The organism is Allobosea sp. 05T439 (assembly GCF_056396005.1).
Map to the genome: position 1 here is coordinate 82,262 of NZ_JBFTKP010000025.1, position 13,537 is coordinate 95,798.

16 protein-coding genes are annotated in these 13,537 nt (G+C 64.0%); 7 read left to right on the forward strand and 9 right to left on the reverse strand.

Annotated elements, in window-relative coordinates:
- Positions 1-434: 434 nt before the first annotated feature.
- The 3 genes from AC1DIO_RS24270 to AC1DIO_RS24280 all read right to left on the reverse strand — a co-directional run bounded on the left by AC1DIO_RS24270 (position 435) and on the right by AC1DIO_RS24280 (position 1,967).
- Positions 435-695, reverse strand: coding sequence for a hypothetical protein (locus tag AC1DIO_RS24270; RefSeq protein WP_441507603.1), 261 nt, complete (start codon positions 693-695; stop codon positions 435-437).
- Positions 688-1,347, reverse strand: coding sequence for a portal protein (locus tag AC1DIO_RS24275; RefSeq protein WP_476854210.1), 660 nt, complete (start codon positions 1,345-1,347; stop codon positions 688-690). Before AC1DIO_RS24275 ends, AC1DIO_RS24270 begins: the two co-directional genes overlap by 8 nt.
- Positions 1,348-1,664: 317 nt before the next feature.
- Complete coding sequence (locus AC1DIO_RS24280) at positions 1,665-1,967, reverse strand: hypothetical protein (RefSeq protein ID WP_441507605.1); 303 nt, start codon at positions 1,965-1,967, stop codon at positions 1,665-1,667.
- 263 nt (positions 1,968-2,230) lie between these two features.
- Between AC1DIO_RS24280 and AC1DIO_RS24285 the strand changes: the two genes are divergently transcribed.
- From AC1DIO_RS24285 to AC1DIO_RS24305, 5 genes are all read left to right on the forward strand, one after another.
- The gene (locus AC1DIO_RS24285) at positions 2,231-3,328 is read left to right on the forward strand and encodes a YeiH family protein (protein WP_476854211.1); all 1,098 of its coding nucleotides are present in this window, start codon (positions 2,231-2,233) and stop codon (positions 3,326-3,328) included.
- Positions 3,329-3,890: 562 nt separating this feature from the next.
- Complete coding sequence (gene dapF, locus AC1DIO_RS24290) at positions 3,891-4,739, forward strand: diaminopimelate epimerase (protein ID WP_476854212.1); 849 nt, start codon at positions 3,891-3,893, stop codon at positions 4,737-4,739.
- A gap of 204 nt (positions 4,740-4,943) precedes the next feature.
- Positions 4,944-5,201, forward strand: coding sequence for a helix-turn-helix domain-containing protein (locus AC1DIO_RS24295; protein ID WP_441507609.1), 258 nt, complete (start codon positions 4,944-4,946; stop codon positions 5,199-5,201).
- A 147-nt stretch (positions 5,202-5,348) separates the two neighbouring features.
- Positions 5,349-5,639 (forward strand): type II toxin-antitoxin system RelE/ParE family toxin, encoded by a 291-nt coding sequence (locus tag AC1DIO_RS24300; protein ID WP_441507610.1) that lies wholly within the window; start codon positions 5,349-5,351, stop codon positions 5,637-5,639.
- 3 nt (positions 5,640-5,642) lie between these two features.
- Positions 5,643-5,924 (forward strand): addiction module antidote protein, encoded by a 282-nt coding sequence (locus tag AC1DIO_RS24305; RefSeq protein WP_441507611.1) that lies wholly within the window; start codon positions 5,643-5,645, stop codon positions 5,922-5,924.
- 181 nt (positions 5,925-6,105) lie between these two features.
- Here AC1DIO_RS24305 and AC1DIO_RS24310 read toward each other — a convergent pair whose 3' ends face one another.
- The 4 genes from AC1DIO_RS24310 to AC1DIO_RS24325 form a co-directional block, all read right to left on the reverse strand.
- Entirely contained in the window at positions 6,106-6,633 is a 528-nt protein-coding gene (locus tag AC1DIO_RS24310; RefSeq protein WP_441507612.1) for a hypothetical protein, read from the reverse strand.
- Between the two features lie 95 nt (positions 6,634-6,728).
- Entirely contained in the window at positions 6,729-7,640 is a 912-nt protein-coding gene (locus AC1DIO_RS24315; protein ID WP_476854213.1) for a YdaU family protein, read from the reverse strand.
- Positions 7,637-8,260, reverse strand: a complete 624-nt coding sequence (locus AC1DIO_RS24320) for a helix-turn-helix domain-containing protein (protein ID WP_441507614.1) — start codon at positions 8,258-8,260, stop codon at positions 7,637-7,639. Before AC1DIO_RS24320 ends, AC1DIO_RS24315 begins: the two co-directional genes overlap by 4 nt.
- Positions 8,257-8,673, reverse strand: coding sequence for a hypothetical protein (locus tag AC1DIO_RS24325; RefSeq protein WP_441507615.1), 417 nt, complete (start codon positions 8,671-8,673; stop codon positions 8,257-8,259). Before AC1DIO_RS24325 ends, AC1DIO_RS24320 begins: the two co-directional genes overlap by 4 nt.
- An 85-nt stretch (positions 8,674-8,758) precedes the next feature.
- On the opposite strand from AC1DIO_RS24325, the gene AC1DIO_RS24330 reads away from it, so the two are divergent.
- Positions 8,759-9,442, forward strand: coding sequence for a helix-turn-helix domain-containing protein (locus tag AC1DIO_RS24330; protein WP_441507616.1), 684 nt, complete (start codon positions 8,759-8,761; stop codon positions 9,440-9,442).
- Positions 9,443-9,601: 159 nt separating this feature from the next.
- On the opposite strand, the gene AC1DIO_RS24335 is transcribed toward AC1DIO_RS24330, so the two are convergent.
- Positions 9,602-10,117, reverse strand: coding sequence for a peroxiredoxin (locus tag AC1DIO_RS24335; RefSeq protein WP_441507617.1), 516 nt, complete (start codon positions 10,115-10,117; stop codon positions 9,602-9,604).
- A gap of 239 nt (positions 10,118-10,356) precedes the next feature.
- The gene (locus AC1DIO_RS24340) at positions 10,357-12,102 is read right to left on the reverse strand and encodes a putative bifunctional diguanylate cyclase/phosphodiesterase (RefSeq protein ID WP_476854214.1); all 1,746 of its coding nucleotides are present in this window, start codon (positions 12,100-12,102) and stop codon (positions 10,357-10,359) included.
- A gap of 112 nt (positions 12,103-12,214) precedes the next feature.
- Here AC1DIO_RS24340 and AC1DIO_RS24345 point away from each other — a divergent pair, with 112 nt between their 5' ends.
- Positions 12,215-13,198 carry an AraC-like ligand-binding domain-containing protein gene (locus AC1DIO_RS24345; protein WP_476854215.1) on the forward strand — a complete coding sequence of 328 codons (984 nt, stop codon included), beginning with the start codon at positions 12,215-12,217 and terminating at the stop codon, positions 13,196-13,198.
- The last annotated feature ends 339 nt before the right edge of the window (positions 13,199-13,537 follow it).

The following is a 13,537-nucleotide window of genomic DNA, read 5'->3' on the forward strand; positions in this document are numbered from 1 at the left end:
GTCCGCTCCCCCACGGTCGTTTGCGTGTCCGTCACAGTTCTGCGCGCCGGGTCGCGTCAAGACAGTGCTGTGTCGAATCCACGAACACCTTAGGTGAAGGTTGGGCAGACGGTAAGTGCTTGAGCTCGCAAATTTGCGACCTGGAGCGTTCGCACTACGCTTGAAATGGGCGGCGTCCGGCTCTCGCGATCTCGTCCGCGGAGCAACTTGGCCGCTTGTGGACTGTCAAGAAGGAACCCAGTCCAATGCGAACGGCAGGTTCATGGCAGCTCTCAATGTCTAGAGGTGACGATCGCAACACCGCGAGGCGCTCCACGAACTCCCAACTGGGACACTCGTCGCGTCGGGCGCCTCGCCTCCGAAATGCCGCCCGATCGGGAGCTTCGCGGTCAACGCCGCCACATCCGCACCCTGCGAAGGCCCGCCCGAAGCGGCTAGAATTGCGGGAGCTGGCCCTGTGGTTCCGCCATTAAAGGCGCCGCCCCGGCGGGCGGCGGCTGGTTGATCGGCATCAGGCCCGCCATCAGTTCAGGCTCCAGCCCAATAGGCTCGCCAGAACCCATCGGCGTACTCGCCGACACCTCACCCGGCGGCGCCCCCTGCAGCGCCTGCACGATCTCCCCGACCACGCCCTGAAGCTCGACAATCGCCTGCGCCATGCCGGCGAGCGCCGGGTCGGCCTGCGGCTCAGCCACCTGCTCCCCCGCCCCCCCGCCCCAGCATCTGCGCAACCTGCGCAGCCTCCAGCGCCAGCTCGGCCTTGCCGGCTTCGGCCTGCTTGCGGCGGGCCTCCGCCTGCTTGGCCACCAGCTCCGCCTMGCGCGTCGCCAGCTCCATCTGCCGCGCCGCCTGTTGCGCGGGATCGGGCGGCGGCGGCTGCATCGCTTGCGGCAGCGGCCTGCCCGCCTTTTGCGCCTTCAGCGCGCGGATCTCGGGCGGCAGCACGGTTTCCAGGCGCTCGCCGATCTCGTCGGCCAGATGCCAGTCCTGGGCTTTGGCGACGAGGTCGAGGATCAGCGGCGCGGTCTGCGGCGCCGCCTGGATGAAGGCCGTCATGCCGTCGCGGACTTCCTCGCGCTTGGTCGCATAGCTCGGCCCCATCTGCAGCGCGACATCATAGGCGCCGGTCGTGACGTCATTCGAAAGCCGCGGCGTCATGCCGTCGGCGGCGACGCCGCCGAGCTGGTTGATCCTGATCTCCTGCGTCCTGCCGTCCTCGCCGATGATCCGCAGCACCCGGGCCGTGTCGTAGATTTTTGGGATCAGGTCGACCAGGATCTTGCCGGTATGGCGGATCGCGCGGGCCCAGTTGTCGATATAGGCGACAGCAAATTCTTGCTTGCTCATCGCGGGGACTTCTTGCTCAGCCACCATAATCCCCCAAGCTTCCCTTGGAGGAACCATGGCATAATGTGGGTCAACAGCTCCCAGTTCAGATACTTAATGTGAGCACGTTGCGCCGGAGGCTCGCAAAGACCTGGCGGACCGGCAGAGAATGCGCGCGGTCTGAAACGCAAAAGCGCCCGGCCATCCCTGGCCCGGGCGCAAATCACCACCTTGAATAAAGGCATAGCATGCACAAAAAACGCATGTAAAGCCCCTGTATGCGATTTTTGTGTATCACTTTCGGCCTGAGCCAACGGAGCGCTGCCGGGCGTCTCCACTCACGCCGGCGGCGTGGCGTAGCCGCGCCTGGCCATGCAGTCGTCATAGACCGCCTTCATGGCGTCGCTCCGGCGGGCGGTCGCCTGGTCTGCGCCGGTGCCCCTCGCCCCACTGACCGGTTTCGCCGCCGCCTTGTTGGATTCGCGGATGCAGGCGGCGGCGTCCCTGTTCGCCAGCGCCTCGAGCGTCGCATTGCCGGCGCCTGGCCGGACAGCGGTGCGCTGCGGCCCCGGCGAAGCGTCGCTCGCGGCCTGGCACCCGGCAAGTGCGAGCGAGACGATGATTGCGGCATGGCGAAGCATGAAACCCTTCCTCCTGCGCCGGTCAGAGCATAGGCCGCAGCGGCTTTCAACCGGCGCCCTGGTTCGCGAGCCCCGTCATCCCTGCGGCTGCGCGCGCTATTGCGGCGGGCGCGTCTCCGAGAAGCGCGCGGATGGCCTGCGCGGCCCGAAAGGAGCCCGCGGTAGGAATGATCGATCGGATCGATCGAAACAAGACAAACAACATGTTGGATTGCTTTAATGAAAAAGCCCAGACACGGCGCATCGAACTGCCAGGTGCCGCCATGACGCTGCAAATCCACGATCAAACGAGCTCAACCGGCCGGATCCCCGGCAGCCTGAAGCGCCTTGGACCTGGCCTTCTGCTCTGCCTGCCCGTGTCGGGGGCGGCTCTCGCCGTCGAGCATCTGGAGACCGCCTTCTTCCAGCGCGCCTGGCTCGAGGCGCTCGTGCTGGCCATTCTCTTGGGAACCCTGGTCCGGTCGCTCTGGAGCCCCGCCAGAAGCTGGCGCGCCGGCATCTCGTTCTGCGCGAAGACGCTGCTGGAGGTCGCGGTCGTGCTGCTCGGGGCGTCGCTCAGCGCCGCCACGATCGCCAGCGCCGGCGCACCGCTTCTGCTTGGCATCGCCGCCGTGGTCTTCGTCGCGATCGGGCTGAGCTACGGCATCGGCCGCCTGCTCGGACTGCCGCAGCGCATGGCCATCCTCGTCGCCTGCGGCAATTCGATCTGCGGAAATTCAGCCATCGCGGCCACCGCGCCGGTCATCGGCGCCGATGGCGAGGACGTCGCCGCCTCGATCGCGTTTACCGCGGTGCTCGGGGTCGCGGTCGTGCTGTGCCTGCCGCTCCTGATCCCGGCGCTCGGCCTCAGCGTTCACCAGTTCGGAATCCTGTCGGGCCTGACGGTCTATGCCGTGCCCCAGGTCATCGCGGCGACGGCGCCAGCCGGCCAGGCGGCGATCCAGATCGGGACCCTGGTCAAGCTGGTGCGCGTGCTGATGCTCGGCCCCGTCATCCTCGTGCTCTCGCTGCTGTCAGGCCGGCTGCGCGCGGAAACGGACGCGCCGGCACCTCACGTGACGGCTGGCGATCGCCCTGCCCCGMACAGGATCGCGCCGCATCATATCGTGCCCTGGTTCATCCTCGGCTTCCTGGTGCTGGCGGCGCTGCGCTCGGCAGGGCTGATTCCGGCGGTCCTGCTTGCGCCGCTCGCGACCATCGCGAACCTGCTGACCATTATCTCGATGGCGGCGCTCGGGCTCGGCGTCGACATTCGCTCCGTCGCCCGGGCCGGCCCCCGCGTCGCAGCCGCCGTCATCCTCTCGCTGCTGGCGCTCGCGGCGACCTCGCTTGGCCTCATCCACCTGATCGCGGTGCCGTGAGGCGGAGGTTCTCGGGCCCCGACCATGGAGGGGAGCGCCGCGCCGCTCAGCGCTGCTTCAGCCTTGTGATCGTTGCCTCGGGAACTCCGGGGACGTTGTTGGCCAGGAGATAACGCGGGCTGGACTGCACCCATTTGTCGCGCTCACCCGCGACGGAGCATTGAAAGCCGAGATCGGCGAGGGAAGACCGGCGCATCGTGCATGTGAGACTTCAGTCAGGGTCGCACGGTTGCGAGACCGGAACGCCGAAGCGCCGGTCATTCCTGGCGCGGCCGCAAATCACCCGCGCCGGTCCAACGTCCTGGGCCTCGTCGCCGGCCGTTATCTTGTGCGGGTCGGCAGCCACGCCCGCGCTCAGCCGGCAGCAAAGGCGCGACCAGCGCCCATGCATCCTCCGCCAGACCGATCCGCTCGCCCAAGGCTTCCGCCAGGACGACGCGTTGAATCGACATGTCAGCCGTGCGTCAAGACGCGCCGTTATTGCCTTGGGCAGGCAGCCCACGTTCAATGCCGGGGTCTGGGCAGCGCATGGCTGCACCGTCGGATTTGACTGGGAAAGCGCATGACTCTCAGCTTCGTAAAGATGCATGCCAACGGTGATGACTTTGTCGTCGTCGATGCACGCACGAGCCCCAATCCGGTTGATGCCGATGTCGCGAGATTCCTTGGCGACCGGAACCGCGGCGTCGGCTTCAACCAACTGGCGGTGGTGCTTCCCTGCGACGATGCCGCCGCTCGTCTCACCTTCTGGAATCCAGACGGCACGACCTTGGGTGCGTGTGGCAGTGCAACGCGCGGCGTCGCTCACCTGATGATGAAGGAGGCCGCGAGCCAGGAAACGACCTTGCGCACCGAGCGAGGCGTGTTGCGCTGCCTGTCGACACAGGACGGGCCTATCAGCGTCGATATGGGCGCACCTCAGCTCGATTGGCGCGACATTCCCCTCGCCGAGCCTTGCGACACATTGCGATTGCCGCTCGATGGCGAGCCTGCCGCTTGCAGCATGGGCAATCCGCACTGCACGTTTTTCGTTGATGATCTCTCGGCGATCGACCCTTGGTCGGCAGGGCCGCAGATCGAACACCATCCTCTGTTTCCTGAAAAAACCAACGTCCATTTCGTTCAAGTGCTGGACCGGAAGCGCATAAGGCTGCGCATTTGGGAGCGAGGCGGAGGCGTGCCGGCGGGGTCAGGATCTTGCTCTTGCGGCGCGGCCGTGGCGGCCATCCGCCGTGGGCTTGTCGACGAGGAAGTCGAGGTCATCTGTGATGGTGGAAGCGTGGGTGTTTCCTGGAAGGCTGGAAGCGGCGTGTGGCTGACGGGCAGGGTCGCGACCGTTTTCCGTGGCGAAATCGCGCTCCCAGGCAAATCCATGCATCGTCAGGACGGCAGCTTTGTCGACAAGGCCTAGCTCAGGCTGCGTTTCGACGAGATCGTCCGAACGCAGAAAACGTGCTCGACTCCGATAGTTTAGAGCGTCTTCGTCGAAACAGGACGCAAGGCACGTTTGATCGCCTGACCGGTCGCCGGTTTTTTCGTATGCTCCTTCAGCCGGGCGGTCGCCTCCCCGGCTGCAGCGCTGCCCGGAATCTGCCGCCCCAAGCGAGGTTGCCCGATGACCCGTGCCGAGTTCGCCGCTCTTCGCCAGGCCTGCGGGTTGAGCCAGGACGACCTTGCCCTGGAGTTCGGCCTGAGCCCGGAAGCCGTGCAGGAGATCGAGACGGGGGCCGATGGGGAGGAGGTCAACACCCTTCACGCCCTGGCGATGGAACGCGTTTCGCTCCAATGCGCCGTCTGCAAGGAAAACCCCACGGTGGCGGCCGCCTCGGTGCGCTCCGACGCGCTCGACCTCGCCTGGATGATCCGGGGCTGAACCGCGAAAGCGCCCGGCCATCGCTGGTCCGGGCGCAGCTCGCCACCGCCATGATCCTGTCGGCTCGCTCGCCTCGCTCGCGGCGGGACTGCAGCCCTTGTTTCCCGATCCGTTGACGCTCATCGCGCCGTAACTTATAAGTTACGAATGTTCGAAGTCCGCCAGACCAGGATCTTCTCCAGCTGGCTCGGGGCCTTGCGCGACACCAACGCTCAGCTGCGAATTGCGACGCGCATCCAACGGATGGAGGACGGCAATTTTGGCGACGTCAAGCCGGTCGGCGAAGGCGTCAGCGAAATGCGGATCAGCTATGGGCCGGGGTATCGGGTCTATTTCATCCAGCAGGGCAGGACGATCGTTGTCCTGCTGTGCGGCGGCGACAAGAGCAGCCAATCGGCGGATATCGCCAAGGCAAAGCGCATGGCACAGGAGGCCTGAGACATGCCCCTCGAAACGACCCGCTTCGACATCCAGGAGCATCTCAAAACCCCTGAGCAGCAGCTCGCCTATATCGAGGCCGCCCTCGATGAGGATGACCCGGCGTTTCTTGCCAAGGCTCTTGGCGAGGTCGCGAGGGCGCGCGGCATGACCCAGGTGGCGAAGGATGCGGGCGTGACGCGCGAAGCCCTGTATCGCGCGCTCAGCGAGAAGGGAGACCCTCGCCTTTCAACCCTGATGGGCGTGATGAAGGCGCTCGGGTTGAAGCTGCGGGTTGCAGCCTGAAAAGAACCGACGAGGCCGGCGCGATGCCGGCTTGCCCCGTAAACCTGTCGGGGATGGTTGTGGGCTGAAGCAGACGCCACGGCGCACCTGTAAGCAGTGGCGGCATCCTTGTTCTGCCCGAAACGGAAAGGCGCCCGGCCATCGCTGGTCCGGGCGCAGCTCGCCACCGTGAGCTACGGCATCAGCTCAAGCGCAGCCGATGCGCGATGACGTTCAGCGCGCAGCGGAAAATGCCCATGGTCGCGTGGTCGGTGATGTCGCGGTCGAGCACGCAGACCCGCATCAGGATGGCGTTGCCGTCATGGTGCAGGCCGGAATCGGCCAGCGCGTCCTGCAGCTCGCGATACTGCGAGCGGATTTTGGCGACTGTCTCGACGTCGAGTTCAGGCCCCTCGCCTGTCGTGCCCGCGACCAGCTCGGCGACCATGCTCGGCAGCTTTGGGAGGCTGTCGGTGATGTGGCGATGATAGCGCACGAAGCGGCGCGTCACCGTCTCGGCCGCCTCGAACTGGCGCCGGTCGATCATCCCGCCCAGAAACATCCGGCCAAAGGCATAGCCGGCCATCGGCGAGGCATTTCCCTTGCGGTGCGGCTGCGCCAGCGCCACCGCCATGATCTTCTCGGGGCGCTCGCCCCGCTCGGCATTCCTGATCCGGCCATTGCGGTAGCGGCCGACATCCGTGCGGGGTTTGCGTCCTGCGCGTGCCATCGTCTCGTCTTTCTCTGCTGGGGTTTGCTCTGCTGGGGTTTGGGGGCTTGGTGCGACCCGTGCGGCGACGCCCGCTGGCGGTACTTGTGTCTCGGTCATGCTGTTGGCTCGCTTGGCTGCGGGGTCGTCGGGGGAAGCCGGCTGGGCACGGTCCAGCAGCCGGTCCTGTCGGTCGGAAGCGGCCTGCCGCCCCTCGCCTGCCGCCAGGCATCCCAGGCTTCGGGATCGTCGACCGGCGAGATCCTGACGCCGGCCCCGGCATCGCTCCCGGACTGGTCCGGCGGGGTGGCAAGCGCGAGCCCGGCATTGACGCCCCATTCCGGCGCAAAACCCTGCCAGCCCCGCAAAATCATCAGATCCGCGGCGCGGTCCGGCTCGGCGGCCAGGGCAAGCTGGTTCGCCAGAAGTCTCGCCGCATGCAGCGTCAGTGGCTTCTTCAGCGTCCGGCGATGGGCGATGACGGCCTGAGCCTGCTCCTTCGAGAGCACGGCGCCGAGCGCAGCCTCGATCTCCCGGTGCTCAGGAAGCGCCCTGGCGCGCCCAGTCCCCCTGGGGGCTGGGGGTGATTGAATTAGTGATTGTGATTGTGATTGTGATTTGCATGCCTCCGGCACATGCCCCGGCACTCCTGCGGCATCTGCCGCAGCATCTGCCCCAGCACATGCCGCAGCATCTGCTCCGGCATCTGCCGCAGCATGGACCTGCCAACGCTTGACGGCCTTGGCCCTGGCCTTCCCGCTGGCCTCGGCTGCCGCCTGCAGTTCGGCATCGATGCGCTTATGGACCCAGTCCTCGGCAAAGAGATCGGCCAGCGTGTCACGGCTCGCGCCCCATTCCGCCGGCGACATCCGGGCGATGCGGGCCAGCCGGCGGTCCTCGGTAGGGAGCCCGCCATTTTGCCAGTAATGCATGATCAGCAGGAGATAGCCGCCATGCTCGGCCGCGCTGAGATGGCCGGTATCGGCGAGATAATCGGCGACATAGAGCGGCATCCAGGCCCGGCTCATCGCGTGCCTCCGGAGGCAGGCGCCCGGTTCGCAGGTTTCTTGCCCTCGGTCCGGGCAACGGGAACCCCGCCATAGCCCCGCACATCGGCGCCGCGGCGCTGATTGGTGACGCGGATGGCGTGAAGCACGGTGGTGTGGTCGCGGTGAAACAGCCGCCCGATCTCGGAGAGCGACAATTCGGTCTCATCCGCCACCCGCCAGATCGCAAGCTGGCGCGCCCCGGCAATGCGCGCAACGCGCTGCTCGCCCTTGATCGCATCGATGGTGATGCCGGTCTCGGCAGCGACGGCCGCGATGATCGTGCCAGCCTGCATCCTCCCGCGCAGCGGCGTGCTGGCATGGTGCAGACGGTATTGCTTGCGCACCACTGCCCAGGGCACGGCGCCGGGCCGGGCTTCCTCTTGCGACTTACCCGCCGCGCTCGTGTCGGCCTCGCAGGCGCCTGTCGCGGGCTTGGCGCGGGTTTCGCGCTCCGGCCCTGCGGCCGCCACCACCGGCGCCGGCTCGTCCGGCTTTGCCGCCTGTTTCCACGGCAGGGCCTGCCTGGCGCGATAGGCTGCCAGCATCTCTTCGGCGCTGCCATACTCCCTGGCATAGCCCTTGATCGGGAGAGCGGTCATGGCCGCACCCCGTCCAGCGGGAAGGCCAGTTGCGCCTCGCAGGCCCGGCGAAACCGGGCGATGCGGCCGGGATGCGCACGGGTGCTGGGCACGGCGGGCTCCGGCGGCGCAGAGGGCACGCCGTCGGCCGGCCAGAGATCCGGCCGCCAATGCTGGCGCGAAACGCCGGTCGCGGCCTCGAGCCTGAGCGCCATCCAGGGCGAGACCGAAGCGGCGCGCTTGGCCTTGTTGATCGCGACCTGCGAACAGCCGACGGCAGCGGCGAGCCTGGCTTCGGAACCGGCCCGGTCGATCTCACGACGCAGGAGATCGCGCGGCGGGATGAGATCGGCAGGCGTGGTGGAGACGACGGGCGTCGCTGGCGCCAGCGGCGTGGCTGGGAGGGTTGAGGTTGGGTGAGCGGCTGGGTTCATGCCGCATATTGATAACTTAAGTTATGATTAGTCAATCACAAAAGTTATCGAGACGTTCTCGATATCCTAAGTTATTGATTGGCCTATGGAACTCGGCCCGCTCATCAAGGATGCCCGCAATTCGCTTGGCTGGTCCCAGGCCGAGCTGGCGCGGCGCATCGGCGTCTCCCAGGTCGCGATCAAGAAGATCGAGGACGGCCAGACAAGGCGCTCGAAGCATCTGACCAGCGTGCTCGCCGCCGTCGGGCTGAAGCACCTGATCCTGGACGGCGCCCTGATGTCAGGCGATGACGAGCCCGAGCCCAATGCCGCAATCGCCGGCCAGCCGGAGCTTTTGAAGCCGCTCGGCGGCGCGCGCGACCTGCCCGTGATGGGCACGGCGGTGGGCGGCAGCGAGGAGGACGGCGATTTCCGGCTGAACGGCGATGTGCTGGAGCGCACGACGCGGCCGCCGGCGCTGGCCGGGCGCAAGCGCGCCTTCGCGGTCAACCTGATCACCAACAGCATGTACCCGCTCTACCGCGCGGGAAAGAAGATCTATGCCGACGAGGACGGCCGCCGCCCCGAGATCGGCGACGAGGTTTTGCTCGAGCTCTATTCCGACGAGGATGGCGAGCCGGGCCCCGTCTACGTCAAGACCCTGGTCTCCCGCGGCGCAAAGACGATCGTCGTCTCCCAGTACAACCCGCCGAAGGAACTCCGCTTTGACGCCATGCGGGTGAAGCAGATGCTGCGGATCATTCCCTATGACGAGCTGCTGGGGGTTTAGGTTCGAGGGGCCCTGCAGCCGGAGCGACGTGGCTTCCTGCTCATAGCCTTTGCCGTTGGACTGTTCCCAATCGCGCAACAAGCGGCGCCATGCAAGCCGCCCGGAAGCAGACGTTGCCAAGGGTCTCGCCTGACTTCGGTTCCCGGACCCAAAGCGAAACTAAACCTGATGCGCTGACAGCCATTCAAGCGTGTCTTCCGCACTCTTTTCGGGCCTGGTTACCGGATGCAAGACGTGTTCGATCGCTCCGTCCTTGACGACCAAGGTCAACCGCTCAATGAGGCGCATTCCGTCCGCGACGAACGTTGGAAGCGACAGCGCATCCGTCAACTGGAAGTCCTCATCGCTCAGCACTTCAAAGGGTAGGTGCAGACGTGTCGCCATCTCTTGCTGATAGGAGGTTGCTTGGGTGCTGAGACCGAACACGGTCGCTCCAACGCGAGCCATATCGTCATGATGGTCACGAAATGCACAGGCCTGCGGGGTACAGCCTCGAGCGCCGGGAATGACATCCCAGCCAGTAGGCGCAGGCGTCCCCGGTTCACTCGTCCGAGGGTAACAATAGATCACCGTGCGTCCTCCAGGCAGTGACGCCAGATCGACCTTTCGCCCCGTTGTTGAACGCAGAGCGACCGCGGGCATCCGAATGCCGACCAGACGAGAGCTTAGGGACATTGATTGCCTCGGTCAGATTTTGATCTTGGCCGTCCGATTCCCACCGAGACATAGGCGGCGCGTCATCGCTATTTCCGGAGTCGACCCAATACGGACATTCGCGGCGCACTGTCCGAAAGTCGAGGTGTGGCCACCAGAATGTCCGCTTCCGGGCGGTCGGTTTGGGCGCGAGGCCAACGCGAAGGGCTGGCCCTTCTCGGACTCTGCCCTCTGGCAGCTCGGCTCGAATCGAGTTGCGCTCATGCCACCGTTTGCGCGACGACTTCCGCGAAGGCCTCCGGATCGATCGCCTTGCCGAACAGGAAACCCTGGCCAAAGTGGCATCCCAAATCTCTCAGCCGCGCGCATTCCTCGTGCGTCTCTATGCCTTCTGCGACGATCTGGAAGCCCAGTTCATCGGAGAGACGAACAATCGCTTCGACGATAATCGTTTTCGATCGGCTTTGCCCAAGGCTGCGGATGAAGCTGCGATCGATTTTGAGTTCGGTGATGGGAAACTCCTCCAAATAGCGCAGATTGGCGTAGCCGGTTCCGAAATCATCGATCGAGAGGCCAACGCCGAGCTTTCGCAGTCGGGTCATGATGGCTATCATCGCGGGCGAGGTCTCCGCCATCTTGCTTTCCGTGAGTTCAAGCGTGATCCAGCGAGGATCGACGCCGCTCGCCGAAATAATCTCGTTCACGAATGAAGGCATATCGCGATGTCTGAACTCGATGGCTGACACATTGATTGAGAGATTGAGCGCACGGCTACGCCCCTGATTTATCCGGGCGGCGAAGTCTGCCGCAGCGCGTAGCCCGCGCCTGCTGATCTCGAGGATAAGCCCCGTGTCCTCGGCATGGGCGATGAAGCTACCCGGCAGTTGCGTGCCGAACAGGCCGTGACGCCAGCGTAGCAAGGCCTCGGCCCCCGCAATGGCCCCTGTCGAGAGATCAATCTTGGGTTGATATTGAAATCCGAACTCGTCGTTTGCCAGCGCCTGTTGCATCTCGCTAGTCATCCGGATGCGATTGCGGCTGCGCATCTCATCCTCGGCTTTGAACTCGGACACCTCAAGAAAATTGCTGGACTTGGAACGTCGCAGGGCTAAGTCGGCCTGGTGCATCAACTTCGTCGTGTCCAAAGTCGAAACGCCGACGACGAAGCCAATGGCAAAGCGAATGTTGATTGTCGCTCCCGACACGAGAAAGTCTGACGCCAAAGCGGAGCGGATCAAATTGATCGTCTCTAGCGTGTTATTCTGGTGCCCTAGCGGCTGCGCGATCGCGAATTCATTGGATCCCGTTCGTGAAATGATGGCGAAGCCCACGCTCCGTATGCGTTCGGCAATCTGCGCCAACACCTCATCGCCGGCATCGTAACCATAGCCCGAGTTGATGTCATGAAATCCCGCAACATCGAGCTTGGTGACAAGGATCGGCTCGGATTTCTCTCTTGCGAGGCGAGTAAGTTCGTCCGCGAATGCATCGCGGTTGAGCGCGCCGGTCAAAAGATCGATGCGTGCACTGTGCTCGACGCAATCCAACGCGCGCTTACGCACTGTTACGTCGCGCATCAACCCTAGGTAATGGGTTGGTTGACCATTATAAAAATTGATTGGCGTAAGCCTAAGTTCATTCCGGAACATTTCTCCATCTTTGCGATAATTACGAAATGTTGCGCAAACACTAAGACGATTATCGATCGCCGTACGCACATATTCGATTTCTGGCTGGAGGCGGTCTCCTCCTTGAAGGTAGCGACAATTTTTCCCAATTACTTCGTTCTTTGTATACCCAGTTATGCGCTCAAACGCTGGGTTAACATATATCAGTGGGCAATCCCTATCGGTCAGATCGCCAACGAGTATCCCATCTCTCGACAGGTCGAGGAGGCTATTTAGATCCACTTTGTAGGTGAGTTGATCATGCTCACCGTCGCGCTGGTCACGCGACAATACCGGAAGTATTAGATCGCCAAAATCGGATTTGTAGATTTTATCCATATTGGAGCCATCGCCATGTTTGTGATTTCATGAACCTTATTCGACTCATGCGTCTGGTGATCGGCTGGGTGGGCACTGATGATCGGCCGTGCTTCCAGGCTGGGAGGCTGAAATGAAGTTGGTATTCTCGACGGCGGACGTTCCGCGTCGCGACCGGTTCGACTACTGGCACAGCGTCGCCTGCCAGAACGTGACCCATCACGATTCCAGGCCGCGCTGCCGGCCGGAATTTMATGCGGAGCTTCGGTCGGGCGCCCTCGCCGACCTCGGCTTCGTCGAATTCAGCAATGCGGCGATGGCCGTGGTTCACAGTGCCGCCCACGCCGCGAATGCGAATTCTGATGAGATCCTGATCTGTCGCCAAGCAGCAGGTCGGTTGATGCTGGAGCAAGAGGGTAGGGATGCCTTGCTTGACTCAGGTGACATGACGCTCCTCGATCCATGCTTGCCCTATACGGGGGAGTTCTCTGCCGGMTCTCAACTGCTGGTGGTCAAAGTACCGAGGCAGCAGTTGGAAGCGCGCATAGGCCCCATACGGGCGGCGGCTGCCCGCACCCTTCGGCCGGTTGAGGCTGAGATCGGATTGACCTCGGCATTTTTGGCAGCGCTGCCGACGTTCCTTGACCGCCTAAGCCCAGTGGCGGAAGAAACCGTCAGGAGCCAGACACTGGATTTGATCGCGCTGTCGCTGGGAAAAGTCGGCGGAGAACAAGCGCAGCGCGCTTCGTCGGCTCGTTCGCTGGTCCGCCTGAAAGTACGCGCCGCGATTGAAGCGCGCCTGCATGAACCGCAGATCGATCTGGGATCGGTCGCAGCTGCGGCCGGTGTGAGCTTGCGCTACGCCAATGCCGCGCTGGCAGATGAAAACACGTCGATCTCGCGGGTCGTCCAGGAGAGGCGGCTGGCGCGCTGTAGGAAAGCCCTCGAAGACCCTGCACAATCACACCGGACAGTGAGTGATATCGCTTACAGCTGGGGGTTCTCGGACATGACCCATTTCGGCCGGAAATTCAGGGCAGCGTTTGGCCGGTTGCCGAGCGAATATCGCCGCTCGTTGAGCGAGGCACGTCAGTCGAAGACAACCGACGTTACGTGATGCGCGCCATCGCCCCCTGCGAAAAACCGGCCGCTGTTCTGGAAAACGGTGCAACCGCGTTTTTGCACGGCCTCTGTCGTGAGGGGCCCTGTCGTTGACGCTTGGACGATGTCAGGTTTTGGGCAGGCACCGCATGTCCGAAGTTGGGCGCAATGACGACACTCGATCGGCTCCCCATCAACTTCAGCAAACCACCGAGGCTGTGTGAAAAGAGCCGAGTCGGCTAGGATTCCTGGAGGTGATGCTCCGGGAGCTTAGATGAAGCGCTTCGTTGAGACTGAAGACCGTCGGCAGGGTGTCCTGCTTCCCGAGTATCTTGACGACTACGTGTCGGAGAAC

Bases quoted from the DNA above. Each gene is read 5' to 3' on its own strand.
- AC1DIO_RS24305 (WP_441507611.1), top strand. From the start codon at position 5,643: ATGCCCCTCGAAACGACCCGCTTCGACATCCAGGAGCATCTCAAAACC.
- AC1DIO_RS24330 (WP_441507616.1), top strand. From the start codon at position 8,759: ATGGAACTCGGCCCGCTCATCAAGGATGCCCGCAATTCGCTTGGCTGG.
- AC1DIO_RS24320 (WP_441507614.1), bottom strand. From the start codon at position 8,260: ATGACCGCTCTCCCGATCAAGGGCTATGCCAGGGAGTATGGCAGCGCC.
- AC1DIO_RS24335 (WP_441507617.1), bottom strand. From the start codon at position 10,117: ATGTCCCTAAGCTCTCGTCTGGTCGGCATTCGGATGCCCGCGGTCGCT.
- AC1DIO_RS24325 (WP_441507615.1), bottom strand. From the start codon at position 8,673: ATGAACCCAGCCGCTCACCCAACCTCAACCCTCCCAGCCACGCCGCTG.
- AC1DIO_RS24315 (WP_476854213.1), bottom strand. From the start codon at position 7,640: ATGAGCCGGGCCTGGATGCCGCTCTATGTCGCCGATTATCTCGCCGAT.
- dapF (WP_476854212.1), top strand. From the start codon at position 3,891: ATGACTCTCAGCTTCGTAAAGATGCATGCCAACGGTGATGACTTTGTC.
- AC1DIO_RS24310 (WP_441507612.1), bottom strand. From the start codon at position 6,633: ATGGCACGCGCAGGACGCAAACCCCGCACGGATGTCGGCCGCTACCGC.
- AC1DIO_RS24300 (WP_441507610.1), top strand. From the start codon at position 5,349: ATGTTCGAAGTCCGCCAGACCAGGATCTTCTCCAGCTGGCTCGGGGCC.
- AC1DIO_RS24340 (WP_476854214.1), bottom strand. From the start codon at position 12,102: ATGGATAAAATCTACAAATCCGATTTTGGCGATCTAATACTTCCGGTA.
- AC1DIO_RS24295 (WP_441507609.1), top strand. From the start codon at position 4,944: ATGACCCGTGCCGAGTTCGCCGCTCTTCGCCAGGCCTGCGGGTTGAGC.
- AC1DIO_RS24280 (WP_441507605.1), bottom strand. From the start codon at position 1,967: ATGCTTCGCCATGCCGCAATCATCGTCTCGCTCGCACTTGCCGGGTGC.